32 protein-coding genes are annotated in these 26,964 nt (G+C 71.6%); 18 read left to right on the forward strand and 14 right to left on the reverse strand.

What is annotated here, in order from left to right:
• The first annotated feature begins 37 nt into the window (after window positions 1–37).
• The gene (locus CP983_RS36555; protein ID WP_107912180.1) at window positions 38–436 is read left to right on the forward strand and encodes a VOC family protein; all 399 of its coding nucleotides are present in this window, start codon (window positions 38–40) and stop codon (window positions 434–436) included.
• A gap of 41 nt (window positions 437–477) precedes the next feature.
• On the opposite strand, the gene CP983_RS36560 is transcribed toward CP983_RS36555, so the two are convergent.
• The 3 genes from CP983_RS36560 to CP983_RS36570 all read right to left on the reverse strand — a co-directional run bounded on the left by CP983_RS36560 (window position 478) and on the right by CP983_RS36570 (window position 2,760).
• The gene (locus CP983_RS36560) at window positions 478–1,287 is read right to left on the reverse strand and encodes a PhzF family phenazine biosynthesis protein (RefSeq protein ID WP_150504342.1); all 810 of its coding nucleotides are present in this window, start codon (window positions 1,285–1,287) and stop codon (window positions 478–480) included.
• Between the two features lie 92 nt (window positions 1,288–1,379).
• A complete protein-coding gene (locus CP983_RS36565; RefSeq protein ID WP_150504344.1) occupies window positions 1,380–1,745 on the reverse strand; it encodes a darcynin family protein in 366 nt (121 codons plus the stop codon).
• Window positions 1,746–1,857: 112 nt separating this feature from the next.
• Window positions 1,858–2,760, reverse strand: a complete 903-nt coding sequence (locus CP983_RS36570; protein WP_150504346.1) for an NAD(P)H-binding protein — start codon at window positions 2,758–2,760, stop codon at window positions 1,858–1,860.
• Window positions 2,761–2,866: 106 nt separating this feature from the next.
• Here CP983_RS36570 and CP983_RS36575 point away from each other — a divergent pair, with 106 nt between their 5' ends.
• Both CP983_RS36575 and CP983_RS36585 read left to right on the forward strand, forming a co-directional pair.
• Window positions 2,867–3,817: a LysR family transcriptional regulator gene (locus CP983_RS36575; protein WP_150504348.1), complete on the forward strand. Its 951-nt coding sequence runs from the start codon at window positions 2,867–2,869 to the stop codon at window positions 3,815–3,817.
• A 145-nt stretch (window positions 3,818–3,962) separates the two neighbouring features.
• Entirely contained in the window at window positions 3,963–4,586 is a 624-nt protein-coding gene (locus CP983_RS36585) for a PadR family transcriptional regulator (protein WP_107912176.1), read from the forward strand.
• A gap of 85 nt (window positions 4,587–4,671) precedes the next feature.
• On the opposite strand, the gene CP983_RS36590 is transcribed toward CP983_RS36585, so the two are convergent.
• Both CP983_RS36590 and CP983_RS36595 read right to left on the reverse strand, forming a co-directional pair.
• Window positions 4,672–5,103, reverse strand: coding sequence for a type II toxin-antitoxin system Rv0910 family toxin (locus CP983_RS36590; protein ID WP_150504350.1), 432 nt, complete (start codon window positions 5,101–5,103; stop codon window positions 4,672–4,674).
• A gap of 127 nt (window positions 5,104–5,230) precedes the next feature.
• On the reverse strand, window positions 5,231–5,398 hold the full coding sequence (locus CP983_RS36595) for a hypothetical protein (RefSeq protein WP_107912174.1): 168 nt from the start codon (window positions 5,396–5,398) through the stop codon (window positions 5,231–5,233).
• Between the two features lie 216 nt (window positions 5,399–5,614).
• Here CP983_RS36595 and CP983_RS36600 point away from each other — a divergent pair, with 216 nt between their 5' ends.
• From CP983_RS36600 to CP983_RS36610, 3 genes are all read left to right on the forward strand, one after another.
• A complete protein-coding gene (locus CP983_RS36600) occupies window positions 5,615–6,175 on the forward strand; it encodes a Clp protease N-terminal domain-containing protein (RefSeq protein WP_229914859.1) in 561 nt (186 codons plus the stop codon).
• A 150-nt stretch (window positions 6,176–6,325) separates the two neighbouring features.
• Window positions 6,326–7,330 (forward strand): EamA family transporter, encoded by a 1,005-nt coding sequence (locus CP983_RS36605; RefSeq protein WP_107912172.1) that lies wholly within the window; start codon window positions 6,326–6,328, stop codon window positions 7,328–7,330.
• 202 nt (window positions 7,331–7,532) lie between these two features.
• Window positions 7,533–8,495 (forward strand): DMT family transporter, encoded by a 963-nt coding sequence (locus CP983_RS36610; protein WP_150504353.1) that lies wholly within the window; start codon window positions 7,533–7,535, stop codon window positions 8,493–8,495.
• Window positions 8,496–8,558: 63 nt separating this feature from the next.
• Here the strand turns inward: CP983_RS36610 and CP983_RS36615 are convergent, their stop codons facing one another.
• Together CP983_RS36615 and CP983_RS36620 are read right to left on the reverse strand one after the other, a co-directional pair.
• Window positions 8,559–9,191: an FMN-binding negative transcriptional regulator gene (locus CP983_RS36615; RefSeq protein WP_150504355.1), complete on the reverse strand. Its 633-nt coding sequence runs from the start codon at window positions 9,189–9,191 to the stop codon at window positions 8,559–8,561.
• Complete coding sequence (locus tag CP983_RS36620) at window positions 9,191–9,874, reverse strand: pyridoxamine 5'-phosphate oxidase family protein (protein ID WP_107912169.1); 684 nt, start codon at window positions 9,872–9,874, stop codon at window positions 9,191–9,193. Before CP983_RS36620 ends, CP983_RS36615 begins: the two co-directional genes overlap by 1 nt.
• 35 nt (window positions 9,875–9,909) lie before the next feature.
• Here CP983_RS36620 and CP983_RS36625 point away from each other — a divergent pair, with 35 nt between their 5' ends.
• Window positions 9,910–11,241 carry an aminotransferase class I/II-fold pyridoxal phosphate-dependent enzyme gene (locus CP983_RS36625; protein ID WP_125528209.1) on the forward strand — a complete coding sequence of 444 codons (1,332 nt, stop codon included), beginning with the start codon at window positions 9,910–9,912 and terminating at the stop codon, window positions 11,239–11,241.
• 97 nt (window positions 11,242–11,338) lie between these two features.
• Here CP983_RS36625 and CP983_RS36630 read toward each other — a convergent pair whose 3' ends face one another.
• Complete coding sequence (locus CP983_RS36630; RefSeq protein WP_189748856.1) at window positions 11,339–12,286, reverse strand: DMT family transporter; 948 nt, start codon at window positions 12,284–12,286, stop codon at window positions 11,339–11,341.
• 74 nt (window positions 12,287–12,360) lie between these two features.
• Between CP983_RS36630 and CP983_RS36635 the strand changes: the two genes are divergently transcribed.
• Window positions 12,361–13,263, forward strand: coding sequence for a LysR family transcriptional regulator (locus CP983_RS36635; protein WP_150504359.1), 903 nt, complete (start codon window positions 12,361–12,363; stop codon window positions 13,261–13,263).
• Window positions 13,264–13,318: 55 nt separating this feature from the next.
• On the opposite strand, the gene CP983_RS36640 is transcribed toward CP983_RS36635, so the two are convergent.
• Window positions 13,319–13,783 (reverse strand): pyridoxamine 5'-phosphate oxidase family protein, encoded by a 465-nt coding sequence (locus CP983_RS36640; protein WP_125528206.1) that lies wholly within the window; start codon window positions 13,781–13,783, stop codon window positions 13,319–13,321.
• A gap of 160 nt (window positions 13,784–13,943) precedes the next feature.
• Here CP983_RS36640 and CP983_RS36645 point away from each other — a divergent pair, with 160 nt between their 5' ends.
• Complete coding sequence (locus tag CP983_RS36645; RefSeq protein WP_150504361.1) at window positions 13,944–14,585, forward strand: cysteine hydrolase family protein; 642 nt, start codon at window positions 13,944–13,946, stop codon at window positions 14,583–14,585.
• Window positions 14,586–14,604: 19 nt separating this feature from the next.
• On the opposite strand, the gene CP983_RS36650 is transcribed toward CP983_RS36645, so the two are convergent.
• Window positions 14,605–15,099 carry a Rieske (2Fe-2S) protein gene (locus CP983_RS36650; RefSeq protein ID WP_150504363.1) on the reverse strand — a complete coding sequence of 165 codons (495 nt, stop codon included), beginning with the start codon at window positions 15,097–15,099 and terminating at the stop codon, window positions 14,605–14,607.
• Between the two features lie 220 nt (window positions 15,100–15,319).
• On the opposite strand from CP983_RS36650, the gene CP983_RS36655 reads away from it, so the two are divergent.
• The 7 genes from CP983_RS36655 (at window position 15,320) to CP983_RS36685 (ending at window position 21,393) form a co-directional block, all read left to right on the forward strand.
• Window positions 15,320–16,084, forward strand: coding sequence for a HipA family kinase (locus tag CP983_RS36655; protein ID WP_150504365.1), 765 nt, complete (start codon window positions 15,320–15,322; stop codon window positions 16,082–16,084).
• Entirely contained in the window at window positions 16,081–16,530 is a 450-nt protein-coding gene (locus CP983_RS36660) for a DUF3037 domain-containing protein (protein ID WP_126902061.1), read from the forward strand. The genes CP983_RS36655 and CP983_RS36660 overlap by 4 nt, the downstream gene beginning before the upstream one ends.
• Before the next feature lie 113 nt (window positions 16,531–16,643).
• Window positions 16,644–17,405, forward strand: coding sequence for a 3-oxoacyl-ACP reductase FabG (fabG, locus tag CP983_RS36665; RefSeq protein WP_107912163.1), 762 nt, complete (start codon window positions 16,644–16,646; stop codon window positions 17,403–17,405).
• Window positions 17,406–17,433: 28 nt separating this feature from the next.
• On the forward strand, window positions 17,434–18,195 hold the full coding sequence (locus CP983_RS36670; protein ID WP_030955013.1) for an SDR family oxidoreductase: 762 nt from the start codon (window positions 17,434–17,436) through the stop codon (window positions 18,193–18,195).
• Between the two features lie 207 nt (window positions 18,196–18,402).
• Complete coding sequence (locus tag CP983_RS36675; protein ID WP_107912161.1) at window positions 18,403–19,983, forward strand: ABC transporter substrate-binding protein; 1,581 nt, start codon at window positions 18,403–18,405, stop codon at window positions 19,981–19,983.
• Between the two features lie 141 nt (window positions 19,984–20,124).
• Window positions 20,125–20,808, forward strand: a complete 684-nt coding sequence (ung, locus tag CP983_RS36680; protein ID WP_030955015.1) for a uracil-DNA glycosylase — start codon at window positions 20,125–20,127, stop codon at window positions 20,806–20,808.
• A gap of 129 nt (window positions 20,809–20,937) precedes the next feature.
• Window positions 20,938–21,393 carry a hypothetical protein gene (locus CP983_RS36685; protein ID WP_150504367.1) on the forward strand — a complete coding sequence of 152 codons (456 nt, stop codon included), beginning with the start codon at window positions 20,938–20,940 and terminating at the stop codon, window positions 21,391–21,393.
• Between the two features lie 22 nt (window positions 21,394–21,415).
• On the opposite strand, the gene CP983_RS36690 is transcribed toward CP983_RS36685, so the two are convergent.
• The 3 genes from CP983_RS36690 to CP983_RS36700 form a co-directional block, all read right to left on the reverse strand.
• Window positions 21,416–21,922, reverse strand: coding sequence for a hypothetical protein (locus tag CP983_RS36690; protein ID WP_150504369.1), 507 nt, complete (start codon window positions 21,920–21,922; stop codon window positions 21,416–21,418).
• A gap of 112 nt (window positions 21,923–22,034) precedes the next feature.
• Complete coding sequence (locus tag CP983_RS36695; protein ID WP_150504371.1) at window positions 22,035–22,547, reverse strand: DinB family protein; 513 nt, start codon at window positions 22,545–22,547, stop codon at window positions 22,035–22,037.
• 19 nt (window positions 22,548–22,566) lie between these two features.
• A complete protein-coding gene (locus CP983_RS36700) occupies window positions 22,567–23,193 on the reverse strand; it encodes a TetR/AcrR family transcriptional regulator (protein ID WP_150504373.1) in 627 nt (208 codons plus the stop codon).
• An 84-nt stretch (window positions 23,194–23,277) separates the two neighbouring features.
• Here CP983_RS36700 and CP983_RS36705 point away from each other — a divergent pair, with 84 nt between their 5' ends.
• Together CP983_RS36705 and CP983_RS36710 are read left to right on the forward strand one after the other, a co-directional pair.
• Window positions 23,278–24,480, forward strand: coding sequence for an FAD-dependent monooxygenase (locus CP983_RS36705; protein WP_150504374.1), 1,203 nt, complete (start codon window positions 23,278–23,280; stop codon window positions 24,478–24,480).
• Window positions 24,481–24,493: 13 nt separating this feature from the next.
• The gene (locus CP983_RS36710; RefSeq protein WP_107912160.1) at window positions 24,494–25,399 is read left to right on the forward strand and encodes a Gfo/Idh/MocA family protein; all 906 of its coding nucleotides are present in this window, start codon (window positions 24,494–24,496) and stop codon (window positions 25,397–25,399) included.
• On the opposite strand, the gene lnt is transcribed toward CP983_RS36710, so the two are convergent.
• The gene (gene lnt, locus CP983_RS36715; protein ID WP_150504377.1) at window positions 25,323–26,909 is read right to left on the reverse strand and encodes an apolipoprotein N-acyltransferase; all 1,587 of its coding nucleotides are present in this window, start codon (window positions 26,907–26,909) and stop codon (window positions 25,323–25,325) included. The two genes, CP983_RS36710 and lnt, sit on opposite strands and share 77 nt — an antisense overlap.
• Window positions 26,910–26,964: the final 55 nt, after the last annotated feature.

Genomic DNA, 26,964 nt, shown 5'->3' on the forward strand with positions numbered 1-26,964 from the left:
CGACGTGCACGCCTCCAGCACAGCCAAGGAGATTCCCATGGACTTCGTCTCGATCCGCATCATCACCGGCGACGTAGCGCGCCTCGTCGAGTTCTACGAGCGAGCCACAGGGGCGCGGGCCACGTGGGCCACCGAGGACTTCGCCGAACTCAGGACCGCGGGCGCCACCCTCGCGATCGCCGGCACCCGCACGGTCCCCCTGTTCGCTCCGGGCTCCGCCCGCCCTGCGGACAACCACAGCGTGATCACCGAGTTCCTCGTCGACGACGTGGACCGCGTGCACCGGAACCTGACCGGCTTCGTCACCGACTTCGTGAACGAGCCCACCACGATGCCCTGGGGCAACCGGTCGCTGCTGTTCCGCGACCCCGACGGCAACCTCGTCAACTTCTTCACCCCCGTCACCCCGGCTGCTGTCGAAAAGTTCGCACGCTGACGCCAGGCACTGCCGCTCATGCGGGCCCTGAGACGCCACACCTAGGCGATCAGCTCCCCCTCGATGACCGTCACCGCCCGGCCGCTCAGCAGGGTGCGGTCGCCGCGGACCTCCGTGCGGACGCGGCCGGAGCGACGGGAGGCCTGGAGGCCGGTGAGGCCGGTCCGGCCGAGGCGCTCGGACCAGTAGAGCGCGAGGGCCGTGTGGGCGCTGCCGGTGACCGGGTCCTCGTCGATGCCGACGTTCGGGAAGAAGCAACGGGAGACGAAGTCGTAGCCCCGCTCGGGGTCCTCGGCGCGGGCGGTGGCGATGATGCCGCGCGACGAGTGGGCGCCGAGCGCCTTGAGGTCCGGCGTCAGGCCCAGGACCGTCTTCTCGTCGGCGAGTTCCAGGAGCAGGTCGCCGATGTTCGGGCCGGTGTCGAAGGCGCTGAGCGGCTCGGCACCGAGAGCTTCGGCGACGCCCTCCGGGGCCTCGACCCGGGTGAGCGGGGCGGTCGGGAAGTCCAGCGTGATCGACCCGTCCGCGCCGGGCGTGGCGACGAGTACGCCGCTGAGGGTGTCGAACCGCACGGGCCCTTCGTGGGCGCCGGTGCTGTGCAGCACATGGGCCGTGGCGAGCGTGGCGTGCCCGCACATCGTCACCTCGGTGACCGGTGTGAACCACCGCAGCGCCCAGTCGGCCTCGCCGCCCTCGGGCAGCGGGTGCGCGAACGCCGTCTCGGCGTGGTTGACCTCCATGGCCACGTTCTGGAGCCAGTCGTCCTCCGGGAACGCGTCGAGAAGGAGCACCCCCGCCGGGTTGCCGGCGAAGGGACGGTCGGAGAAGGCGTCGACGATTCGAATCCGCATGACGCCGACCGTAGGGGGTGCCCCGACGCTACGGCCAAGGCCAATTCGGGGGTGCTGGACCGATCTCGCGCGCCCCGTGCTCGACCGGTGGGTCAGGTGTTGATGGTGGTGACCGGGTCGACGCCGTAGGTCCGGGCGTAGCCGTTCTCGGTGCCGACGAGGAGGTCGACGACCTCGAAGTAGCGGTCCCAGAACGGGGTTTCGCGCAGCGCGTCGATCAGGAGCTGGTACGCGCCGTGGTCGTCCGCCTCCCAGACCCAGATGTCGGTGACGCGCGTGGAGTAGAACTCCGTGTCGTAGAAGCGGGACCGGACACCGGACGTCCTGGACTTGATCGTGGGGACGACCTGGGTGGTGAAGGCCTCCACCCGTTCCTGGACGGTCAGGGCCAGCCATTCGGGTGTGGTCTTGACGAGCATGAACGCCGTGACCGGCGTCTTGGTTGCCTCGACGGGCATGGGAGTGCCTTTCTCGGAATGTCGGAACAGGGCCCGGCACTTGGGCGCCGGGTCCGGATGACGGCCCGGAGCGGTGTCCGGAGCGGGGGCAGAAGCGGTGTCAGGAGCTGGGTCAGGTGAGCACTGCCGGCTTGAGCACCTGGACGCACCACTGCTCGAAGGTCGTGGGGGAGGAGGACTCGTCGGTGCGGGGCACTCCGGCGTCCAGTCCGTCGTCCAGTCCGTCGTCCTTGGCCCGCTTCATGTCCACGATGCCCTGGACGAAGGCCGCGTCGAGGCCGTGGCCGACGAGGGCGGCGTACAGGTCGTCGTGGGACTGGCGCTCGTAGCGGACGGGCCGTCCGAGCTGCTCGGTCATGATGCGGGCCAGGTCGGCGGGGGACAGGTCCCGCGGTCCGAGGACGGGGACGCTGCCGGCGCCGGTCCAGGTGCGGTCCAGGAGCAGGGCCGCGGCCGCGGCGGCGATGTCGGCGACGGCCACCATCGGCGCCCTGCGGTCCGCGTCGACCAGGTCGGTGAAGACGCCGTTCTCCCGGATCGAGTCGGCCTCCTCCAGGAGGTTCTCGAAGAACGACGGGCAGGCCAGGGCTCGGTGGGCCACACCGGTGGAGGCGATGAGGTCGTCCATCGCGAGGGACGCGGTCACGAGACCGGCGCGGTCGGCGACCGGTGTGCCACGGCCGAGCGCGGAGACCCCCACGACGTGGCCGACGCCGTGAGCGGCGAGTGCCTGCGCGGCGGGACGGGTGAAACCGCTGTAGGCCGCCTCAGGGGTCAGGGAGGAGTCCGGGGGGACGAGCCAGAAGACGGCGTCCGCGCCCGCGAAGGCACGGTCGACGACCTCGGGGTCGCCGTGCGAGCCGGTGATCACCTCGACGCGTTCTCGTACTTCGTCGGGGAGCCGTGCCGGATCGCGCACGACCACGCGCAGGCCCTCCTCGGCCGGAGCGGATCGAAGGAGCCGGGAAAGCAGGTGGCTGCCGATGTTCCCGGTGGGTGCAGTGATGACGATCATGAAGACCTCTCGGACGGGGCCGGATCGGAACACCCACATCCTGCGAAGCCGCCGGACATTGCCACAATGGGAACTTCAGCACCCAATCATTGCCCGAGGTGGAATTATGCAGCTCAAAGGCGGTTCGGAGCCGGTTCTCGACGCCAATCTCGCCATCGCGCTGGACGCTCTGCTGGCCGAGGAGAGCGTCACGCGTGCCGCCGCCCGCCTGCACACGTCCCCGGCGGCCATGAGCCGCACCCTCGGCCGCCTCCGGCGCATCCTCGGGGACCCGCTCCTGGTCCGGGCCGGACAGGCGATGGTCCCCACCCCGCGGGCCCTGGCCCTGCGCGAGGAAGCCGCCGCGGTGGTCCGCCGCATCACGGTGCTGCTCACTCCCGACACCGCGGTCGACCCGGCCACCCTGAACCGCACCTTCACCGTTCAGGCCGCCGATCTGGTCGGCGCCGCGCTGGCCCCCGCACTGCTCGAACTGGCCCGTCGGGAGGCGCCGGGCGTCTCTCTGCGGATGCGGGCCGAGGAGCTGGAGGCGGGGCCCGCGCTCCGTGACGGCCGGATCGACCTGGAGATCGGATCCATCGACCATGCCGACCCCGAGACCCACGTCGAGGAACTGGTGTCTCTGCGGATGGCGGCGGCCGTCCGCCCCGGCCACCCTCTGACCCGGAAGCCCCTGACGCCGGCCCGGCTCGCTGCCGCCGAACATGTGGTGGTCAGCCGCCGTGGCCGTTTCACCGGCCCGCTGGACACCGCACTGGCCGAACAGGGCCTGGAACGACGCGTGAGTGCCGTCCTTCCGAGCCACCTGGCCGCGATGACCCTCGCGGCCGTCAGCGACGTCGTCTGCCTCGTCCCCGCGGCCCCCGACGGAGCGGCCCCCTCACCCCTGACCGCCCCCGCCTCCGTCTTCGGCCTGCACCTGCTCGACATCCCCCTGCCCCTGCCGCCCCTGACCATCGGCATGGCCTGGCACCCCCGCCACGCGGCCGACGGCGCCCACCACTGGCTCCGCACAGCGGTCCGCCGGATCCTCCGCACACCCGGGAACCCGGCCTGACAGCACGGGCGGATCCGGCTCCGCCCGGACGGTCGGGCTCTTGGCGTGCGAGTTCGTCCGAGTTCGGCCGGGCCTTGTCATCCGATCGGTTCCGATATATCGTTGACGCATCGCGACAGATCAACGATGGAATGGAGTGATTGCGATGCGTTCCCATGGATTCGAGCGTGGGCATGGTGGACACGGTCATCACGGCGGGCGGGGCGGCTTCGAGCAGCTGCGCGGCGCCTTCGGGCCCTTCGGTCCGGGTGGCGGTGGCCCCGGTTTCGGTGGACCTGGATTCGGTCCCGGTCCCTGGGGGCCGCGGGGTCGAGGAGGGCCTCGAGGGAGGGCGCGGCGCGGTGACGTACGGGCATCGATCCTCGCCCTGCTGAAGGACCGCCCCATGCACGGCTACGAGATGATCCAGGAGATCGCCGAGCGCAGCGGCGGGGCGTGGAAGCCCAGCCCCGGCTCGGTGTACCCCACCCTCCAGCTGCTGGAGGACGAGGGGCTGATCGCCAGTGAGACCGAGGGCGGCAAGAAGCTGTTCTCGCTCACCGAGGCGGGCCGCGAGGCGGCCGAGGCCGGCCCCGAAGCGCCCTGGGAGGAAGCCTCCCGCGGCGTCGACTGGGAAGCCCTCGGCGAGATCCGTCAGGCCGGATTCGGACTGATGGAAGCCTTCGGGCAGGTCTGGAAGACAGGCAGCAAGGACCAGCGCGACAAGGCGCTGACCGTCATCAACGACGCCCGCAAGAAGCTGTACCTGATCCTCGCCGACGAGGACTGAGAAGCACCGGCGGCCTCCCCGCCGTAGGTGAAGGCGCCCCGTGGAGCGATCCGCGGGGCGCCTTCGTGCGTGTGGGCAAGGCCGCTCAGGTCACCAGGCCCGCCAGCTTGCGCAGCGACTCGTCCAGCGCCGCCGTCGCCGAGTCCTTCAGCTTGCCCGCCATCAACGACACCGCCGCGCCCGTGAACTCCCCGTCGATGCGGACCGTCGTCGCGGCGTCGCCGTCCGGGGTGAGGGTGTAGCGCGTGGCCACGGTCACCGCCATCGGGCCCTTGCCGCGGATCGCGAGCACCCGCGCCGGCTCCAGTTCCTCGATGGTCCACTCGACCTCGGCCGGGAACCCCATCAGCTTCATGTTCTCCTGGAAGGTCCCGCCTACTTCGAGGGCCGCCGGGCCGCCGCTCGGGAAGCTGGTGTGGGTCGCGTTCCACTGGCCGTACGCCGACCAGTCCGTCAGCTGTGCCCAGACCTTCTCGGCCGGCGCCTCGATACGTGCCTCCGCGCTGACTTCGGCCATGCGACCACCCCTTCGTCTCGGGCTACGGTGTCGCGGAACGTAGCCGTGGGGGCCCGAACATTCAATACTGATGAACCGTCAGGAATTGTGGAGGTGCGGTCCTGTTCCGGGCGCGGGCCGCGCGGGCTCAGCTCACGAGCCGTATCACCGCCGCGTCGAACAGGTCCCACGCCCGCGGCAGCGCGCTCTCCTCGTGGCAGTGCCACGCCTCCCAGAACAGGTCGGCGAGCAGGGCGTCCTCCGGGGCGTACACCCGGTAGACGTACTGTCTGCCGTCGACGGCAGACAGCGCCACCAGCCAGCACCTCTCCATGTCCCTGTGGGACGTGGCACGGAGCGCCCCGGTTGCGTGCAGGGCGCACTGCAAGGCGGCGCGCGCCCCCGACGGCTTTTCGGCGTGATCTCATCCGTAAGGAGGAGATTTCGGCCGTCGGAGTCCACTCTGTGTGGGACGCGAAAATGCTTCCCCTCGGCGATGACTCGGCTCGATGTGGCTGATGGGGTAGGAGACGTGCAACCCCGTATCCCCCGGCAGTCGGCCCAGGAACAGGACTGTCGGCGCCCGGACACCCCGGCGGACGGTGCCAGGCTCAGCGACGAACTGGCAGCGGTGGTCTCCGGTGCCCGTCGCCGGGCGCTCAGGGACGGGGACCGGCAGATCGACTCGGCTCATCTGCTGCACTCGCTGCTGGAACACGACCCGGACGTGTACGCCGTCTTCGGCGAGGGACCCCAGATCGCCCGGCTGCTCGGCTATCTCGTGCAGCGCAGCATCGGCTACGGCCTGCGCTGGCAGGGCGCTGTCGAGGACTCCGGCGCCGTCCCCGTCGTACTGCACGGCGAGGGCTTCTCCCCGCTGGCCGCGGCCGCGATGGAGCACGCCTGCCGACGCGCCGCCCTGCGCGGCGACAACCAGGCCCGCGGCATCGACCTGCTCGCGGCGATCGTCGTCGACCCCCAGGCCCGCGCCGTCGAGGTGCTCGACCGCGCCGGCGTCGACGCGACCGCCCTGCGCGCCCGCATCGACGGACACCGCGACGAGTACGTCGGCGGCGGCGACACCAGCCGTTAGCGCGACCCGCGACCCTGAAACCCCCACCCCGGTTCCGGAACCGGGGTGAGTCATGCCCATTTCCCCGCCGCCCCCGCCCCACCCGTCGACCGTCCATACCGCGAGACAGGTGTCAACGGGGGTGACGCTGCTGTCATCGCCTGTCATCATGTGCCGGTGCGTAAGTCTCAGAGCGGCCAGGTGGGCCGTGGCAAGGGTTTCGGGCTCGGTCTGGCGGTCATATCCGCGTTCGCCTTCGGAGGTTCCGGTGTCGCGGCCAAGCCGCTGATCGAGGCAGGGCTCGATCCGCTTCACGTGGTGTGGCTGCGCGTGGCCGGCGCCGCGCTGGTCATGCTGCCGCTCGCCGTGCGCCACCGCGCGCTGCTGCGGGAACGCCCCGCCCTGCTCGCCGGGTTCGGCCTGCTCGGCGTGGCCGGTGTGCAGGCGTTCTACTTCGCCTCGATCTCCCGCATCCCGGTCGGCGTCGCCCTGCTCGTCGAGTACCTCGCGCCCGCCCTGGTCCTCGGCTGGGTGCGATTCGTGCAGCGGCGGCCGGTGACCCGTGCAGCCGCCGTCGGCGTGATCCTCGCGGTCGGCGGCCTGGCCTGCGTCGTCGAGGTGTGGGCGGGCCTGAGCTTCGACGCCCTCGGACTGCTCCTCGCGCTCGGCGCGGCCTGCTGCCAGGTCGGCTACTTCGTCCTGTCCGACCAGGGCAGCGACTCCGGCGAGCGGGCACCCGACCCGCTCGGCGTCATCGCGTACGGCCTGCTGGTCGGCGCCGCCGTCCTGACCGTGGTGGCCCGCCCCTGGAAGATGGACTGGGCGGTCCTCGCGGGCACCGCCGACATGGACGGTACCCCGGTCTCGGCCGGCCTGCTGCTGGCCTGGATCGTGCTCGTCGCCACGGTCGTCGCGTACGTCACCGGCGTGGTCTCGGTGCGGCGGCTGTCGCCGCAGGTCGCCGGCGTCGTCGCGTGCCTCGAAGCGGTGGTGGCCACCGTCCTCGCCTGGTTCCTGCTCGGCGAGCACCTCTCGGCGCCGCAGATCGTCGGCGGCGCGGTCGTCCTCGCCGGGGCGTTCATCGCGCAGTCGTCGGCACCCGCCAAGACCTCGGTCGAACCGGTGGCCAGTGGTGGACCCGAGCGCGAGTTGTCCGCCCGCGGAAACGTCGCCTAGGCTGCGCAATCATGCCTTCGACACTCGTTCTTCCGCCTCCGGCCGCCTGAGGCGGGCCTCCGGAAAAGCCGAGCCTCGGTGCCCGACGGGAACTGAACCCCGCGCACCGCACGGCGCAACGGTGCTGCCCGCGGACGAAGTCCATGGACCCCGCTGAACCGGGCTCCTCCCTGCGCTTCTGCATGTCTGCGGAGAAACACTCGTGTCGAACACACCACTCTCCGGCCTGCCCATCGGGCGAGGCCTCATCTACCTGATCATCGCCGGTGCCGCCTGGGGCACCGCGGGCGCCGCCGCCTCCCTGGTCTACCGGACCAGCGACATGGGGCCGATCGCCCTCTCCTTCTGGCGCTGCGCGGTCGGCTTCGTGCTGCTGCTCGCCGTGCGCCTGCTGCGGCCCCGTCCCCGGCGCGCCGTCGCCGAGCCACTCGCCCGCAAGGCGCTGCGGGCCGGTGCCACCGGCATCGGGCTCGCCGTGTTCCAGACGGCCTACTTCGCGGCCGTGGAGGCCACCGGACTCGCCGTGGGCACGGTCGTCACCCTCGGCGCCGGCCCCGTCTTCATCGCGCTGGGCGCCCGGCTGACGCTGGGGGAGCGGCTCGGCCGCGGAGGTGTCGCGGCGGTGGCCGGCGCGCTCACCGGGCTCGCCGTGCTCGCACTCGGCGGCGAGGGCGCGACCGTACGGCCGTGGGGCGTGTTCCTGGCCCTGGTGGCCGCGGCCGGGTACTCCGTGATGACGCTGCTGACCCGCAAGTGGGGCCGCGACGGCGGGGCTGACGCCGCCGAGACGTCCGTGTGGGCCTTCGCGGTCACCAGCCTGTGCCTGCTGCCGCTCGCCCTCGTCGAGGGGCTCCTGCCGCACACCGCCGACCCGATCAGGCTGGTCTGGCTGCTCGCGTACATCGCGGCCGTTCCCACCGCTCTGGCGTACGCCCTCTACTTCGCGGGCGCGGCCGCCGTACGGTCGGCCACCGTCTCCGTGATCATGCTGCTGGAGCCGGTCAGCGCTGCGGTGCTGGCCGTCGTCCTGCTCGGCGAGCATCTGACCGTCCCGACCCTCGTCGGCACGTTGCTGATGCTCGGCTCCGTCGCGGGCCTGGCGGTGGCGGAGACTCGCGGCGCGCGGCGGGAGAGGGAGCGGGAGCGCGAACCGATGCCTGCCTGACGCCGAGGGGTCCCGCACCTCACCGGTGCGGGGCCCTTGGCCACCTTGCTTCAGGGACTCCCCTCAAGCGGGGCGCCGCCGCAGCATGTGCTCACGTGCCGCCGCGTCACGCGGACCGCCGCGCCCGGCCAGATTGCCCGCGATCCGGTCCTGGACCTCCGCCGTCCGCCGGCCCCCGAACTTGAACTTCGCGCGCACGCCGGTGACCTCCAGCCGCAGCCCCCGGATGCCGGACAACAGCCTGCCGTACGGTGCCAGGCCGACCCCCACCTCCGCCGAACCGCCCTCCGGCTGGAAGTGACCGACCTGGCGGTTGAGGAGCTCGGCCTTCGCGGCCGGGTCGTCCACGACACGCGCCCGGCACCGGAGCTGGACCGCCGCGTAGAAGCTGGTGGGTTCGCCGTGCTCGGTCGGCTGCTCGGGAGCCGCCTGCCAGGGCCCCGGCACGTAGACGTAGTCGTCGACCACGCTCAGCACGACCTCGGGGTTCGCCAGCAGCGCCGGCCACATCGGGTTGGGTCGCGCCAGATGCGTGACGACCTCGCCGCTCCCGGCGTCGAACGCGAAGTGGAGCGGCTGGACGTGCGGCGGCTCGCCGTCGAGGCCGTTGACCACGAGCTGCCCGAAGTCGTGGTCGGCAAGCCACCGCTGCCACTCGGTGTCGTCGTGGGGCGCGTCCCAGGGGTGGATCAGCATCACAGGTCCGCGAGGTAGGCGGGGACTTCGGTGCCGGGGGCCAGGTCGGGGTCGCTGATCGGCGCGTCGTAGCCCTTGCGCAGCGGGACGACGCCGGCCCAGTGGGCGAGCGCGAGGTCCTCGGGCTCGTCGTTCACGCCGCCGGTGCGCAGCTTGGCGGAGACCTCGTTCAGGTCGAGGCGGATCACGGCGGTGGCGGCGAGCTCCTTCTTGTTGGCGGGCCGGGAGTCACGGGACCGGCCCGCCACCACGTGCTCGACGAGCGCGTCGAGGGCGGTCCGCTTCTCCTCCGGGTCCGTCACGTCGTACGCGGTGCCGTGCACCACCACGGACCGGTAGTTGATCGAGTGGTGGAAGGCCGAGCGGGCCAGGATCAGCGCGTCGACATGCGTCACGGTCAGGCACACCGGAAGGCCGGGGTCCGCCTGGCCGGTCATGCGCAGCGGGCGCGAGCCGGTGGAGCCGTGGACGTAGAGCGTCTCGCCGACGCGGCCGAACAGCGTGGGCAGCACGACGGGCGCGCCGTCGCGGACGAAGCCGAGGTGGCAGACATAGGCCTCGTCGAGTATCGCGTGCACCAGTTCCTTGTCGTATGCCGCGCGCTCCGCGGAGCGGGTGGGGACGGTGCGGTCGGTCGGCGTGTAGGCGGCGGCTTGCGACGTCGGTTCCTCGGTCCCCTGCATTGCGCTCTCCATTGCACTAGTACATAATGTGGTTTGTGCTAGAAGGTTATCGGATCGAAGGGCGTCGCGCAGCCGAGATCGCGGCCAGCGTCGAGCGCGCGGTCGGCTCGGGCGACTTGGAGCCCGGCCAACTGCTGCCGCCCATGCGGGAGTTGGCGACCGACCTGGGAGTGAACCCCAACACGGTCGCCGCCGCCTATCGCGTCCTGCGTGAGCGCGGAGTGATCGAGACCGCCGGCCGGCGGGGCAGCCGGGTGCGGCCGAGGCCCGCCACGACCGGGCGTGAGTCCGTCCGGGTGGACGTGCCCGAGGGCGTCCGGAACGTGGCGAGCGGCAACCCGGACCCCGCTCTGCTGCCGTCCCTGGCGAAGGCGTTCGCGGCCGCTGCCGAGCTCGCCGACCGGGAACCGGTGCTGTACGGCGACGACCCCGTGGAACCGGAGCTGGCGCGCATCGCCCGCGCCCGCCTGGACGCCGACGGGGTGCCGGAAGGACCGCTCGCCGTCGCCTCGGGCTCGCTCGACGCCATCGAGCGCGTGCTCGGGGTCCATCTCAAACCGGGGGACACGGTCGCCGTCGAGGACCCCGGCTGGGGCAGCCTGCTCGACCTGATCCCGGCACTCGGCCTGCGCACGGTCCCCGTCGGGGTCGACGACGAGGGTCCGCTGCCCGACGACGTACGGCGGGCCCTCGACTCCGGCGCCCGCGCCCTGATCGTGACCGACCGCGTGCAGAACCCCACCGGAGCCGTGGTGAGTTCCACGCGCGCGCGTGCCCTGCGCTCAGTGCTGCGGCAGCACCCGGAGATCCTGCTGATCGAGGACGACCACGGCTACGGCATCGTCGACCTCCCCGTGCACCCGCTCGCCGGCACCACCCGCCACTGGGCCTTCGTCCGCTCGGTCGCCAAGGCGTACGGCCCCGACCTGCGGCTCGCCGTGCTCACCGGGGACGAGGTCACGGTCGACCGGGTGCGCGGCCGGCAGCGCCTCGGTGCCGGCTGGGTCAGCCGGCTGATGCAGCGGGCCGTGGTGCGGCTGTGGAGCGACGGCGCGGTCGACCCGGCGGCGGTGGCGGCGGCCTACGCCGTACGCCGCGACCTGCTGATCCGGGCACTGGCCGAGCACGGCGTCCGGGCCCACGGCCGCAGCGGCCTCAACGTCTGGATCCCTGTCCCCGACGAGACGGGTGCCGTGGCCCGCCTGCTCCACGCCGGCTGGGCGGTGTCCCCCGGGGCCCGCTTCCGCACGAGCTCACCCCCCGGAATCCGCGTCACCACCTCGACCCTCACGGACGCGGAGGCCGCCCCCTTGGCAGCCGCGGTGGCAACGGCGGTGGGCCCGGGCCCGACACGGAGTTACGTGTAAGGCCCGAGGACGACAGCCAACCTCGAAGGGGCGCGGGGAACTGCGCGACCAGCCACATCCGACCCGCAGCCGCCCACGATCCTCGCGCCCCCTCCCGTCAGGCGCTCCGTCTCACTTGGGTGAGCGCCGCACCCGCCAGCACGATCACCGCCCCCACCGGCGTCGACCAGGCGAGGGACTCACCGAGCACGGCAACCCCCGCAGCCGTGGCGATGACCGGAATGAAGTAGGTGACCATCTGAGCCGTGGTCGGCCCCACTTCCGCGACCAGCCCGTACTGAAGCAGCACGGCGAGCCCGGTCCCGAGGGCACCCAGTGCCACGATCGCCAACAGCGGGACAAGAGAGAACGACGTCGGCACGGACGTGAACAACGGGGTGACAACGGCCAGTTGAACCGTCGCCAGCAACAACTGCGCCCCCGTCAGCGACAGATGCGACTCCCCGGCCCCGGCGAGCGTCCGCCGGACGTAGATCCAGCCGATCGGATAGCTCAACGACGCCAGCAGCGCCATCGCCGTACCCGTGGCGTCCAGCCCGTGGAAGCCCTGCCAGGCTCCGAGCACCGTCAGCACCCCGATGAACCCGATGCCGAGCCCGGCCACCCGGACCCGCGTCGGCCGGTCCTCCGACAGCGCGACCATCGACAGGGCCATGCCCCACAGCGGCGACGTCGCGTTGCAGATGCCCGCCAGTGTGGACGGGATGGTCAGCTCGGAGTACGCGAACAGGGAGAACGGCAGCGCGTTCAGCAGGAACGCGGCCACCGTCAGATGCCCCCACGTGCGCGCCCCGCGCGGCAGCCGCTCCCGCTTCACCGCCATCGCGGCCGCCAGCACCGCCGTACCGAACAGCAGCCGCCCCAGGGTGACCTGGAAAGGCGCGTACCCGTCGGTGCCGACCTTGATGAGCAGGAAGCTGAAACCCCAGATCAGGGAGAGGGCGGCGAAGCGCAGCCGCCAGTCGAGGCGGCCACGGGAGCGAGGTGGGACGGAGGACGCGGACGCGGGCCCGGCCGCGTCGCGCGAGGCGGTGACGGTGGTCATGGCAGCAACCTTGCCGTCATCGACCTTGTAGCACAATCGAGATTTCGCGCACGATATCTCGTAGCATTGCTTACATGTTGAACCTGGAGCGCCTGCGCACCCTCGACGCCCTGGCCCGGCACGGCTCCGTCAGCGCCGCCGCCGAGGGGCTGCACATCACGACGTCGGCCGTCTCGCAGCAGATGTCGAAGCTGGAGCGGGAGGTCGGCCAACAGCTCCTGGCCAAGAACGGCCGGGGCGTACGGCTCACCGATGCCGGGCGGCTGCTCGCCGACCACGCGGCACGCATCCTGTCGCAGGTCGAGCTCGCCCAGGCCGATCTGGAGGCGCAGCGTGGGCAGGTGGTGGGGGAGCTGCGGCTGGTCGCCTTCCCGACCGCCCTGCGAGGGCTGTTCCCCGCCGCGCTCACCGCGCTGCGCACCGACCATCCGGCGCTGCGCCTGACGACGCGCGAGCTGGAGCCCGAGTACGGGGTCGCCGCAGTGATGCGGGGCGACGCCGACCTGGCCGTCGTCCTCGACTGGTACAACAAGCCGCTGCCCATGCCGGAGGGGCTCGCCAAGGCGCCGATCCTCGACGACCGCGTGGAGATCGCGATGCCCGAAGGGCACCCGCTCGCCGACCGGAGCGAGGTCGACCTGGCGGACTTCGCGGGCGACGAGTGGGTCGCCTGGCCCGAGGGCGAGTTCTGTCACGAGTGGCTGCTCTACACCCTGCGGACCAAGGGGATCGAGCCGCGGATCGCCCACCGCGCGGAGGAACACCACACCCAACTCGCCCTGGTCGCAGCCGGGTTGGGGGTGTGCGTGGCTCCCAGGCTCGGCCGTGACCCGATGCCGCTGGGCGTGCGCGCCGTGCCGGTGCGCAACCGCGTCCACCGCTACATCTACGCGGTGTGGCGCGCCGACGCCGACCGCCGCCCGTCGATCCGGGCGGCGGTCCAGGCACTGCGGACGGCGGCCGAGAAGGTCGGCTGAATCCCGGCCTCGGCCGAGCCGAGCCCGACCCCGTTCGCGTGGAACCCGCCCCTTGCTAGGACCCCAGCTTCCGGAAGTCCCAGGACACGATCTTCTCGGGAGTCAGCCGTATCCAGGCGTGCCGGCCGTCGTGCGGCATCTCGTCGAGGCCGAAGTTCTTGCGGGCGAACAGCGTCTCGGGCACGTCGAGTTCGGCGCGCAGCTCGCCCACGCGCGGCGCCTCGCCCACGAAGTCGACGGTGCCGGACAGCTCGACGCCGCGCAGCTGCTCGTACTCCTCACCCGTGTCGATCACGATCGCGACCCGCGGATCGCGCCGCAGATCCGTCCACCGCTTGCTGCGGACGACCGAGTACAGCCACAGCGAGTCGCCGTCCCAGGCGAACCACAGGGCGCTGACATGCGGAAAGCCGTCGGTGGACACGGTGGCGACCCGGCAGGTGCGCTGCTCGGTGAGGAACTCGTCCAGCTCACCGGGCGTCATCATGATCTTCCGGCCCCGGCGCTGAGTGACGGTCATACGTCCCCCTCTTCTCTCACGTCGTGCCAGAGGAGAGATCCTCTGACATCACGTCAGAAAAGGATGAGTCGTCTTCCGTCCACGCGCAATGGTGGTTCCGTCCTTGCGCGTTGATGGCTACGCTCGCCGGCCACGCCGCCGTCGGGCACAGGGGGACCCCATGCCGTCGAACGACCGACTCAGCGCACTGCTCGACCCCGCCACCACCGTCCTGATCACCGTCGAATGCCAGCAAGGCGTCGTCGGACCGGACAGCGCCCTGCCCGAACTCGCCAAGGAGGCAAGGGACTCGGGCGTCCTCGCCAACGTCGCCAGGCTGGTGACCGCGGCCCGCGCGAGGGGCGTCCAGGTGATCCACGCGATCGCCGAACGCCGCCCCGACGGCCGCGGCGCCAACCGCAACGCCCGCCTCTTCCGCGCCGCCGAACGGCTCCCCGTCCAACAGCTGACCGGCACCGACGCGGTACGCGTGGCGGAGCCGATCGAGGTCGCCGAGGAGGACCTCGTCGTACGGCGGTTGCACGGGCTGTCGCCGATCCAGGGCACCGATGTCGACGCGCTGCTGCGCAACCTGGGCTGCCGCACGCTCGTGATCACCGGAGTCTCGGCCAACGTCGCGATCCCAAACGCCGTGTTCGACGCCGTCAACCGCGGCTACACGGCCGTCGTGCCCACGGACGCCATCGCGGGAGTGCCCTCCGACTACACCCCCGCGATGATCAGCCACACCCTCGCATTGGTCGCCACGGTCGCGACCACGGACGAGGTGCTGGGCTGTTTCGCGCGTCCGAGCGGGGCCTGAGCCCGTCCGGTGCCGCCGGTCAGGCCAGCGTGATCGAGTCGCCCGACACGCTGATCTGCTTGGCGGCCAGCGGCTGCGTCGCCGGCCCCTTCTTCACGCTGCCGTCGAGCACGGAGAACTGACTGCCGTGACAGGCGCAGGAGAGGGTGTCCTCCTTCAGGTCCGTCATCGGGCAGTTCTGGTGGGTGCAGATCGTCGAGAAGGCCTTGAAGTCGCCGGCCGCGGGCTGCGACACGACCACCTTCTCGTCGCTGAAGACCTTGCCCGAGCCCTCCGGGATGTCGGCGGTCTTCGCGAGCGCCGCGCCACCCGCGCCGGCGTCGGCCGAGGAGCCGCCGCCCGACTCGGTGGTCGCGCCGCCGCCGGCGGCGGCACCCTGTTCGGTCGAGGAGTCGGACGCTCCGTCGTCCGATCCGCACGCGGTCAGCGCAGCGGCGAGCCCGGCCGCGCCGACCGCCGCCACGACGGTACGGCGGCTCGGTCGCGACACCGGCTGAACGAATTCGCTGGTCATGCTGACGTTCCTTCCCGTCATTCGTGATCTGCCGAGAGGTACGGTCCTTTGGGACCGGCTGTTCAGACGATGTCGAAATCCTGACCCGGTCCGGCCGGGAGATGGGTAAAGCGGAGCTGTCGGTTCACTGTCCGGAGCTGTCGATCCGCTGTCGACGCCGACGCACCGCCGCCCGCCGGGGCCGCCCCCGACGCCCTCCCCGCGCCAGTAACCTGGGGCGATGCTCAAGGAAGTCATCGCGACCCGCTACATCACGCCCCTGCGTGAGGGCGGCTCACTGCCGGGACTCGTCGAAGCCGACGACTTCGGGACGTACGTCATGAAGTTCACCGGCGCCGGACAGGGCCGCAAGACGCTGATCGCCGAGATCGTCGTCGGCGAACTCGCCCGCAGGCTCGGGTTCCGGGTGCCCCGGCTGGTGACCGTGGAGCTCGACCCGGTGCTGGGGCTCGGCGAACCCGACCAGCAGGTGCAGGACCTGCTCCGGTCCAGCGGCGGCACCAACCTCGGGATGGACTTCCTCTCCGGCGCGCTCGGCTTCGACCCCCTCGCCTTCGAGGTGAGCGCCGAGGAGGCCGGCCGGATCGTGTGGTTCGACGCGCTGGTGAACAACGTCGACCGCTCCTGGCGCAACCCCAACCTGCTGATGTGGCGGCGCGATCTGTGGCTCATCGACCACGGCGCCACCATGATCTGGCATCACAACTGGCCCGGGGCGCAGGCCTCGGCGGAGCGCGCCTACGACGCCTCCGACCATGCCCTCGCCTCCTTCGCGCCCGAAGTGCGCGCCGCCGCCGCCGAGTTGGCGCCGCTGGTCACCGAGGAACTGCTCGCCGAGGTGACCGCCGAGGTCCCGGACGCCTGGCTGGCCGAGGAGCCCGGCTTCGACACCCCGGACGACCTCCGCCGGGCCTACGCGGGACTGCTGCTGGCCCGCGCCGCCGGCATCCATGAGCGCGTCACCGGAATCGAGGAGAGCAAGTGAGCGAGCGACACATTCACATGGCCGGCCATGTGGTCGAGCGCCACATCATCCGCGGCAGCGAGTCGAACGACCGGGACGTCTTCGAGTACGTCCTCCTGCGCGTCGTGCCCCGCGTCGAACGCGGCGAGTGCATCAACGCGGGCGTACTGGTGTACTGCCGGCCCCAGGGCTACGTCGGTGCCCGCACCCATCTGGACGAGGCGCGGCTGCTCGCCCTCGACCCGGACGCCGACGTGGCCGGCATCCGGGCCGCACTCGGGGCGGTCGAGCGGGTCTGCGGCGGCAGTGAGGAGGCGGGGCAGGCGGCCGGTGACGACGCCGGGCGGCGCTTTCGCTGGCTCATCGCGCCCCGCTCGACGGTCGTGCAGCCGGGCCCCGTGCACACCGGGCTCACCTCCGATCCGGCGGCCGAGGCCGAACGGCTGCTGGAGCTGTTGGTGAAGTGACGGATCAGGTAATGGATCACATGCGCGCGGCCACCGTTGACACCGCGTGCCAGGACTTCTAGCGTCACGTCCATCGAAGGTACTAAGCGGTCGCTCACCGAGGAGAGTCTCTGATGTCCACCACTGATCAGCGGGTCGCCGTAGTCACCGGCGGAGCGCGCGGGATCGGCGCCGCCACCGCCGTACGGCTGGCCGCCGAGGGGCGCGCGGTCGCCGTGATCGACCTCGACGAGGCCGCCTGCAAGGACACCGTGGAGAAGATCACCGCGGCCGGCGGCAAGGCCATCGCGGTCGGCTGCGACGTCTCCGACGAGGCGCAGGTCGAGGCCGCCGTCGCGCGGATCGCCGAGGAGCTCGGTGCCCCGACGATCCTGGTCAACAACGCGGGCGTGCTGCGCGACAACCTGCTGTTCAAGATGAGCGTCGCCGACTGGGACACCGTCATGAACGTCCACCTGCGCGGCGCCTTCCTGATGTCCAAGGCCTGCCAGAAGCACATGGTGGACGCGGGCTTCGGCCGGATCGTCAACCTCTCCTCGTCCTCCGCGCTCGGCAACCGCGGCCAGGTCAACTACTCCGCCGCCAAGGCCGGCCTCCAGGGCTTCACCAAGACCCTCGCCAAGGAGCTCGGCAAGTTCGGCGTCACCGCCAACGCCGTCGCCCCGGGCTTCATCGCCACCGAGATGACCAAGGCCACCGCCGACCGCGTCGGCATGGGCTTCGAGGACTTCAAGGCCGCCGCCGCCACCCAGATCCCGGTGGCCCGCGTGGGCGAGCCCGACGACATCGCCAACGCCATCGCCTTCTTCACTGGCGAGGCGGCCGGGTTCGTCTCCGGCCAGGTGCTGTACGTCGCCGGCGGACCGCTCGACTAGGGATCAGGGATACGCGGAAATGACAGACATGACTGAACTGCCTGCACTCTCCGGCAAGGTCGCCCTGGTCACGGGTGCCAGCCGCGGCATCGGCTACGGCGTCGCCGAGGCGCTCGTCGCGCGCGGCGACCGCGTCGTCATCACCGGCCGGGGCGAGGACGCCCTCAAGGAAGCCGTCGAGCAGCTCGGCGCCGAGCGCGCCGTCTACGTGGCCGGCAAGGCCCACGACGAGGCCCACCAGGCCGTCGCCGTCGAGCGCGCCATGGAGGCCTTCGGCCGGGTCGACTACCTGGTCAACAACGCCGGTACCAACCCGGTGTTCGGGCCGCTCGCCGACCTCGACCTGAACGTGGCCCGCAAGGTCTTCGAGACCAACGTGATCTCGGCCCTGGGCTTCGCCCAGAAGACCTGGCACGCCTGGCAGAAGGACAACGGCGGCGCGATCGTCAACATCGCCTCCGTCGCGGGCATCGCGCCCTCGCCGTTCATCGCCGCCTACGGCGTGAGCAAGGCCGCGATGATCAACCTCACCCAGCAGATGGCGCACGAGTTCGCGCCCAAGGTGCGGGTCAACGCCATCGCCCCGGCCGTGGTGAAGACCAAGTTCGCCCAGGCCCTGTACGAGGGCCGGGAGGCGGAGGCCGCCGCGTCCTACCCGCTGGGCCGGCTCGGCGTCCCCTCGGACATCGGCGGCGCCGCCGCGTTCCTCACCTCGGACCAGTCCGACTGGGTCACCGGACAGACGCTCGTCGTCGACGGCGGCATCTTCCTCAACGCGGGCGTCGGCTGACCCGCGGGACACCACTTCCGACACCACTCGACACGGGCGCCGCTGGACATCAGCGGCGCCCGTGTCGACGTACCGGAAGATCACTAAACATTGACAACGTAGTCATCAAAATAACGAACAAGTGCACTACGAGACAGGAGGTCCAACGGCCGGAACACTGCGGTATCGTCTGCCGACCCTTGGTATGGCAGATCGAGGAGCGTGCGCGTGTTCAACCGGATCCGACGCCTGCGGCAGGTGGCGGCCATCGCGTCCATATCGTCCCTGGTGGCAGGTTGTGGTGTCCTTTCGTCCGACTCGACGGAGGACCAGGGACCGATCATGGTGGGGACGACGGCAGCCCCCAGCACCCTTGATCCCGCCGCGTCGTGGGACAGCTCCTGGGAATTGTTCCGCAACATTTATCAGACACTGCTGAGCTATCCCTCGGGCGCCAGCGCCCCCGAGCCGGATGCCGCGGAGAGCTGCCGGTTCACCGACAACTCGAACACGAAGTACCAGTGCGAGCTGCGTGAGGGACTGACCTTCTCCGACGGGCACACGCTCGACGCCAAGGCGGTCAAGTACTCGATCGACCGGATCCGGAAGATCAACGTCAACGGCGGTCCCGCCGGTCTGCTGGGCAGCCTCGAACGCGTCCAGGTGCTGAACGACCGCGAGATCGTCTTCCACCTCAACAAGGCCGACGCGACCTTCCCGTTCGTGCTCGCCACCCCGGCGATGTCGATCGTCGACCCCGAGGACTACCCCGCGGACAAGCTCCGTGAGGACGGCACGATCGTCGGCTCCGGGCCGTACACCCTGTCCTCGTACGACGACGGCAAGACGGCCGAACTCTCCAAGAACGACCGCTACAACGGCCTCGCCGAGCGCAAGAACAGCGCCGTGACGATCCGGTACTACCAGGACTCGCCCACCATGGTGAGCGCGCTGCGCGACAAGAAGCTCGACGTCGCCTTCCGAGGCCTCGCCGCCGACGACGTCGTCGACATCCAGGCCGACGACGATGACGAGCTCCAGATGATCGAGGGCTCCGGCACCGAGATCAACTACCTGGTGTTCAACCCCAAGGACCCGATGGCCGGCAAGGCCGCGGTCCGCAAGGCCGTAGCCCAGGTCGTCGACCGCCCGGCCATCGCCCACAAGGTCTACCGGGACACCGTCGAGCCGCTGTACTCGATGGTCCCCAAGGGCCTGACGGGACACACCACGGGCTTCTTCGACGACTACGGCGACCCGAGCGCGACCAAGGCCCGCAAGATCCTCACCGAGGCGGGCATCTCCACCCCCGTCAAGCTCAAGTTCTGGTACACCAGCGACCGCTACGGCTCCGCCACCAAGGCGGAGTTCGAGGAGCTGAAGAGCCAGCTGGAGGACTCCGGCCTCTTCCAGATCACCCTGAAGAGCCGTCCCTGGAAGGACTACGTCACCGGCTACCAGAAGGGCGAGTACCCGGTGTTCGGGCGTGGCTGGTTCCCCGACTTCCCGGACGCGGACAACTTCATCGCCCCGTTCGTCGGCGAGCAGAACGCGCTCGGCACGCCCTACGTGACGCCCAGGATCACCGAGGACCTGCTGCCCAACTCCCGCGCCCAGAGCGACCGGGCCAACGTCGTGAAGGACTTCGAGGACGCCCAGCGCATCCTCGTCGACGACGCACGGCTGCTGCCGCTGTGGCAGGGCCGGCAGTACGTGGCCGCGAGCGCCGAGATCTCCGGCGCGGAGCGGGCGCTGGACCCGTCGACGATCATGATGATGGGCGAGCTGTCCCGCAAGACCAGCTGGTAGGAAGCTCCCTCCGGGGGGTGGCAGACCGGGATGTGCGGTCCACGGGGCGATTGTCAGTGGCCGCCTGTAGGTTCTGATGCCTGGACGCGACCGCTGGTCGTGGACCGCACATCGTCTGCCGTACACCGTGAGGAAGTTGACGTGACCGACATCGCCATGCTGCCCGAGTCCTGGCGCGGGGTTCTGGGCGACGAGCTTCAGCAGCCCTACTTCAAGGAGCTGACGGAGTTCGTCGAGGAGGAGCGGGCGAAGGGTCCCGTCTACCCGCCGCGCGACGAGGTCTTCGCGGCGCTGGACGCGACGCCGTACGACAAGGTGAAGGTCCTGATCCTCGGCCAGGACCCGTACCACGGCGAGGGCCAGGGCCACGGCCTGTGCTTCTCGGTCCGCCCCGGGGTGAAGACGCCGCCCTCGCTGCGCAACATCTACAAGGAGATGCAGGAGGAGCTCGGCCACCCCGTCCCGGACAACGGCTATCTGATGCCGTGGGCCGAGCAGGGCGTCCTGCTGCTCAACGCGGTGCTGACGGTCCGCTCCGGCGAGGCGAACTCGCACAAGGGCAAGGGCTGGGAGAAGTTCACCGACGCGGTGATCAAGGCCGTCGCGGGCCGGCCGGACCCGGCCGTGTTCGTGCTGTGGGGCAACTACGCCCAGAAGAAGCTCCCGCTGATCGACGAGACCCGGCACGTGGTGGTGAAGGGGGCGCACCCCTCGCCGCTGTCGGCGAAGAAGTTCTTCGGGTCCCGCCCGTTCACCCAGATCGACGAGGCGGTGGCCCAGCAGGGCCACGAGCCGATCGACTGGCGCATCCCGAACCTGGGCTGACCGGCCTCCCGCCCGCCGGGCCGGTCGGTCGAGGGGTCGGCCCGGTGCCGTACGGAGCCGCCTGACCGGGAATGCCGGTGGGGGCGGCTAGCGTCGGGTGGGACCAGCCGACGAGGGCCGGAGGACGCGGTGGCGGAGCGACAGGGGCAGACGGCGCCGGACGCGGTGCTGACGCGGATCGGGCAGGTCGTGATGCTCCTGCACGCCGGGGACCGCGAGGAGGCCCGGCGCCGTCTGCTGGACCTGTGGGCGGAGCTCGGCGAGGGCGCCGACCCGCTGCACCGGTGCACGCTGGCCCACTACCTGGCCGACACCCAGGACGACCCCCTGGACGAACTGGCCTGGGATCTGCGGGCGTTGGCGGCGGCGGAGGGGGCCGGCGGCGCGGTCGCCGTACGCGCGCTGTACCCCTCGCTGCATCTGAACCTGGCGGCCGACTACGTGAAGCTCGAACGCAAGGAGACGGCCATCGCCCATCTGCGTCGGGCACGGGGAGCGGCGGGGGTGCTGGGGGACGACAGCTACGGGGACGGGGTGCGGGCGCGGCTCCTGCGGCTGGAGGGGCGACTGGGGGAGGGCGTCTAGCGGGCGCCGGCCCGAGGCGCCCTCAGCGTCCGTACGTCTTGTCGCAGATCTGCGACTCCGGGCTGTCCGGCCGCCAGCCGCCGTACTTCCTGCCCAGCTCGCAGATCTCCCCGTTGCCCCGGACCTCCTCGGGCAGCGACTGCGACAGGTCCGGGACCGGGGCGGCCGGCCGTTTTGGGCCGCGGTCGTCGGAGTGCGGGCGGCCGGGTTCCCGTCGGTCCTGGTGGTCTTCGGGGGAGTGCGTGCGAGGGGGCGGGGGCGTCGGCCGTGCCGGGGGAGTGGGGGACGCGGTGTGTGCGTCGGACGGCGCGGCTTCGGGGCTCCGGGACGGGTCGACGAGGGTCAGGGCCTCGCGGGCCGGGGCCTGCACGACCTTCGGCTCGGTATGGACGCCCGCACCCGGAACCGGCGGCCGGGACGGCGCCGACGGTGCCCCGGGAGCCGTCGGCTGCTGGACCGTCGTGCAGCCGCCGAGGGCCGAGACGGCCACGGTGACCAGGAGCGTTGCGGTGGTCGTCGTTCGATGCACGCGCGCAACTCTGATGGGTCGTCCGCCCGTTGGGACAGCGGACAAGCAGAGGTTGGTCCACACGGGTGATCTCCGGCCCCGTACGGGCGGCGCGGGCCCGCCCCGGCTGACGTCAGTCGCCGGTCGCGCCGTCGAGGCGCTCGCGGATCAGGTCGGCGTGCCCGTTGTGACGGGCGTACTCCTCGATCATGTGGGTGTAGATCCAGCGCAGGTTGAACTGCTCTCCGCTGCGCCGGCTGCGGCCCTTGGAGAGGTCGGCGAGACCGAATCCGGCGGCGTTGCGCCGGGCGATGTCGATCTCGGCCTGCCAGGTGGAGTACGCCTCCTGCCAGGTGTCCGCCTCGGTGAGATGGAACTCGCCGTCCGGGTCCTCCTCCGTGCCGTAGATCGGTCCGGCGTCGTCGGTCATGAGCACCTGGCGGAACCAGCCGCGCTCCACCTCCGCCATGTGCCGCACCAGTCCCATCAGGGACAGCTCGGACGGCTCCACGGACGCGGTCCTGAGCTGGGCGTCGGTCAGGCCCTCGCACTTCCACGCGAGCGTCCGGCGGTGGTAGTCCAGCCAGCCCTCCAGCATCGTGCGCTCGTCGGCGGTGGTCGCGGGCTCGTGGCGTTCTGTCGTCATGCCCGCATCGTCGCTCAACTCACCCTGGCTCACCAGCAGTTTTCGCGGGCGCGGAGGCGTCGTCGAACATCCCGCCGAGCAGTTCCCGCAGCCCCGCCCGCACTTCGTCCAGGCTCGGCACCTCCGCGTTGAAGGACCCGGCCACGCAGTTGAACATCAGCCCGTCCGCCCACGCGACCAGCGACAGCACGTGCCGGGCCGGGGCCGTCGAGCCCAGGGCGGTCACCAGGGCCGAGAGCTGGTCGCGGAAACGGGCGCCGGTCGCGTCGAAGTAGGCGCGCAGCTCGGGGCGGCGCGTGGCCTCCAGGGCGAGTTCGTAACGGGCGAGGGTCAGTTCGCGGTTGCGGGTCAGGGAGCGGTGCGTGGCCAGCGCCAGCCCGTCCACCAGCGCGTCCGGGCCGCCGCGCGGGTCCGGCATCTCCTCCAGCGCCAGAACCTTCGCCTCGCGGTCTGCGAGCCTGCGCACGGTCAGCTCCAGCAGCGCCTGCCGGGTGCGCACCACGTTCGACGTCGAGCCCTGCGGCAGCCCGGCCGTCTCGTCGACCGCCCGGTGCGTGAGTCCCCGCATCCCGCGCTCGGCGAGCAGCGCGAGGGCGGTGTCGGCGACGAGATCGGCGCGCGAGGCGCCCGTGGTGCGTTCGGGCATGGAGATCAACCTACTCCTCTCACTACGCCTGTAGTACAGTCGGCATCTGAAGGTACTACACCTGTAGTCTGCTCAGGAGGAGCCATGGCACAGTCGAGGCGGGCCGTCGTCATCGGCGGCGGCATCGGAGGCCTGACCGCGGCGGTCGCACTGCGCGGCAGCGGCTGGGACGTCACCGTGCTGGAGCGCGCGCCGTCCCTGGAACCGGTCGGCGCGGCCATCTCCCTCGCACCGAACTCCCTGCGCGCACTGGACGTCATCGACGTCGGCGACGAGATCCGTGACCTCGCGGCCTGGCAGGGCGACGGAGGGCTGCGCACCCCGTCCGGACGCTGGCTCTCCCGCACGGACGCCGACGCCGTCGCCGCCCGCTTCGGCGGCCCTCTCGTCCTGCTGCACCGGGCCACCCTCATCAACAGCCTCGCCGCCCGGCTCCCGTCCGAGGCCGTCCGCACCGGGGTCGACGCGAGCCTCGCCGACCCGGGCGACGCCGATCGTCCCGCGCGCGTGAACACACCGGACGGCGAACTGGAGGCCGACCTAGTGGTGGCCGCCGACGGCATCCGGTCCGCCGTACGGCGGGCGCTGTTCCCGCACCACCCCGGGGCCGTCTACTCAGGGTTCACCACCTGGCGGGTCGTCATACCCGTGCCCGGCGCGCGGTTCGCCTCGCACGAGACCTGGGGCCGGGGCCGCATCTGGGGCTCGCACCCGCTCAAGGACGGCCGCGTCTACGCCTACGCCGCGGCCGTCACGCCCGCCGGAGAGCACGCCCCCGACGACGAGAGGGCCGAACTGCTGCGCCGGTACGGCGACTGGCACGACCCGATCCCCGCGATCCTCGCCGCCGCCCGCCCCGAGGACGTCCTGCGCCACGACGTCCACCACATCGCCGACCCGCTGCCCGCATACCACCGCGGCCGGGTCGCCCTGATCGGGGACGCCGCGCACGCGATGCCGCCGACGCTCGGGCAGGGCGGCAACCAGGCCATCGAGGACGCCGTCGTCCTGGCGCACCACGGCGCCGACCTCGCCGGCTACACCGCGGCCCGCCTGCCGCGTACGACCGCCGTCGCACGCCAGGCCGTCCGCGTCGGCCGGCTGAACATGATGACCGGCCGCGCCGGGATCGCCGTACGGAACTCGGCGCTGGCCGCGGTGTCCAAGGCCGCGCCGCTGCTGTTCCTGCGGGGCTTCGAGGGCATCGCCGACTGGCGGCCGCCGCAGGCGCCGTATGCTGCCGGGAAGACCCGGCAGGCAACCGCCGGCCCGTCCGGCAACAGCTAGAGGAGACAACCCCGTGAAGGTCGGCTGCATCGGACTCGGCGACATCGCGCAGAAGGCATACCTGCCGGTGCTGGGCGGCCTCCCCGGGGTCGAACTGCACCTTCAGACCCGTACGCCCGCGACGCTCGCCCGGGTCGCCGACGGCCTTCACCTGCCCGCCGCGCAGCGCCACGAGGACCTCGACTCACTGCTCGCCCAGGACCTCGACGCCGCGTTCGTGCACGCGCCCACCGGCGCCCACCCGGAGATCGTGACCCGGCTGCTGGAGGCCGGCGTGGCGGTGTACGTCGACAAGCCGCTGGCCTACCGGCTCGCCGACTCCGAGCGGCTGGTGGCCCTCGCCGAGCAGCGGAACGTGAGCCTCGCCGTCGGCTTCAACCGGCGCTACGCGCCCGGCTACGCGCAGTGCGCCGACCATCCGCGCGAGCTGATCCTGATGCAGAAGAACCGGATCGGGCTGCCGGAAGAGCCGCGCACGATGATCCTGGACGACTTCATCCACGTCGTGGACACCCTGCGCTTCCTCGCGCCCGGCCCGGTCGACGACGTGACCGTGCGCGCCCGCGTCGTGGACGGGCTGCTGCACCACGTCGTGCTCCAGCTCGCCGGGGACGGCTTCACCGCGCTCGGCGTGATGAACCGGCTCAGCGGCTCGGCCGAGGAGATCCTCGAGGTCTCCGGGCAGGACACCAAGCGTCAGGTCCTCAACCTCTCCGAGGTCGTCGACCACAAGGGCCAGCCGACCGTGCGACGGCGCGGGGACTGGGTGCCGGTGGCCCGGCAGCGCGGCATCGAGCAGGTGTCGCTCGCCTTCCTCGACGCCGTGCGCGCGGGCAAGGTGCTCAGTGCCCGGGACGCGCTGGCGACCCATGAGCTGTGCGAGCGGGTCGTGCGTGCGGTTCAGGAGCGGACCGCCTGAACCGGGGCCGCTGCGTCCGGACGCCCTCGCTCACGCACCAGGCGGCCATGATCAGCAGTGCCGCATACACCGGCCAGTCGCCGAAGCGGACGTACGGCGTGACACCGGTGGACAGCGGCACCTCGTAGACCGCGCTCGTGCTAGCGCTGGTCCCCAGCCAGGGGCCTATGCGCTGCCCGCCCGGGCCGTACACGGCGGAGACGCCGGTCAGCGTCGCGTGCACCATCGGCCGGCCGGTCTCGGCGGCGCGCAGCGCGGCCAGCGAGGCATGCTGCTCAGGGGCCCAGCTCTGCTGGAACGTCGACGTCGCCGACTGGGCGACCAGCACCTCGGCACCATGGTCGGCGAGGTTGCGGCTCATGTCGGAGAACGCCGACTCGAAGCACACCATCGGGCCGATCCGCAGCCCGTGCCCGGCGTCCATCACGACCTGACGCGTGCCGCGCCTGCGGTCCTCGTCGGCCGCCCTGCCCACGGACGTCGCCCAGCCCAGCATCGAGCGCATCGGTATGTACTCCCCGAAGGGGACCAGCCGCATCTTGTCGTAGCGGGCGCCGGTCGGGCCGTCCGGGCCGATGAGGATGGAGCTCTTGTAGATGCCGGGCTTGTCGGAGCGCCGGGCGTCCACGTTGACCAGGATGTTCACCCCGGTCTCCCGCGAGAGCGCCGCGAGGCGCCGGGCGAGGTCGGGCCGCTCGCCGAGGTCGAAGCCGACGCTGCTCTCGCCCCACACGATCAGGTCGACGTCCTGTCCCGCCAGCTCACGGGTGAGCTGCTCCTCGCGGTCGAAGCGCCGGTCGGGGCCGTCCGTGCCGCCCTGGATGACTCCGGGCTGCACCACGGCGATCCGGACCCGGTCGTGGACGTCGGGGCGCGGGGACCACACCCAGGCGGCCGAGGTGGCCACGGCCGTGGCGGCGAGTCCGGCCACCGCGGGGACCCGGGACGTGCGCACCGTCACCAGCACGGCGACCGCGACGTTCACGCACACCACCAGGAAGCTGATCAGCCACACCCCGCCGACCGAGGCGAGCCGCAGCGCGGGCTCCACCTGCCACTGGCTGGAGCCCAGCACGCCCCACGGGCCGCCGAGCCCCTGCCAGGAGCGGACGAGCTCGATCATGAGCCAGCCGGACGGCAGGACGGCGAGTGCCGCCGCAACCCGGCCGGGGGAGGGGCTGGGCGCGCCCAGGAAGCGGCGCACCAGCCAGGCCCAGGGTGCCCACAGGGCGCCGAGCAGGCCGGCGATGACGAACGTGAAGACGTGCAGGTTGGGAATGAGCCAGTGGTGCATCGCCAGCATGAAGCCGAAGCCGCCCCACCACCCGTCGCGCAGCGCCCGCTTCCCGGTCGGCGCCGTGCGGATGAGGGCGATCCACGGGACGAGGGCGACGTAGGCGAACCACCACAGCGACGGTTGCGGGAAGGCGAGCACGGGCAGCGCACCGGCGAGGACGGCGGCGGTGGAGCGCCGCCAGGGTGAGGCGAGCCAGTCGCTGATCGTCTTCATGCGGCCTCCCTACCCACCTCGTCGTGCTTCCAGTGTGCTCACAGGCACTGACAGT

It is taken from the genome of Streptomyces chartreusis, from assembly GCF_008704715.1.
Taxonomy (GTDB): Bacteria; Actinomycetota; Actinomycetes; order Streptomycetales; family Streptomycetaceae; genus Streptomyces; species Streptomyces chartreusis.